The organism is Pantoea sp. ANP04 (assembly GCF_041982285.1).
Classification (GTDB): domain Bacteria; phylum Pseudomonadota; class Gammaproteobacteria; order Enterobacterales; family Enterobacteriaceae; genus Pantoea; species Pantoea eucalypti.
Window position 1 is genome coordinate 1 of record NZ_JAUTYS010000165.1, and the last position, 532, is coordinate 532.

Genomic DNA, 532 nt, shown 5'->3' on the forward strand with positions numbered 1-532 from the left:
TTCGGGGCATCCTTGTAGACACTTTGAGTGCCAGGCGCGGTTCGCGAAAGCGTCGGGTCACCACCACCGAGCAGGTAAACGACTCCGGGGTTTGCAGGATCGCTGAAAACACGAGTGTCAACACGATAGTTAGGGCCGAGTGTCGTTAGAGCTGCCGCCGCGGTCAAGACTTTGAGGGTTGAGGCGGTCGCCGAAGGTGTGGTCGCCGGCGCGGACCAGTTCGGCGTAGCGGACCATGTCGGCGACGGGCATGCCGGTCAGCCGGAGCTTGCCGACGAAGTCGAGCCAGTCGAGGTCGCGGTTGCTGTAGCGGCGCTGGCCGGTGTGCGAGCGGTCGATGTGGGACATCAGGCCGATCCGCTCGGACCAGCGCAGGGTGTGGGCGGTCAGCCCGGTGAAGGCGACGACCTCGCTGATCGTGTAGCGGTCCTGGCCGTCGGGGCGGGGGTGCCGCCGGGGCGCCGCGGAACAGGAGGCGGGTGCGCCGGTGTCGGTGTCGGTGTCGGGCGTGAACGTCGCGGCCGTGCTGCTT

2 protein-coding genes are annotated in these 532 nt (G+C 67.7%); both read right to left on the bottom strand.

Annotated features, from left to right (window positions below):
- Window positions 1-167 (bottom strand): D-alanyl-D-alanine carboxypeptidase (locus tag Q7C21_RS22910; RefSeq protein WP_375151226.1); only part of this gene is annotated, 167 nt, incomplete at its 3' end.
- Window positions 130-532: MerR family transcriptional regulator (locus Q7C21_RS22915; RefSeq protein WP_375151225.1), on the bottom strand; the 403-nt coding region annotated here is incomplete at its 5' end. The genes Q7C21_RS22910 and Q7C21_RS22915, both read right to left, overlap by 38 nt.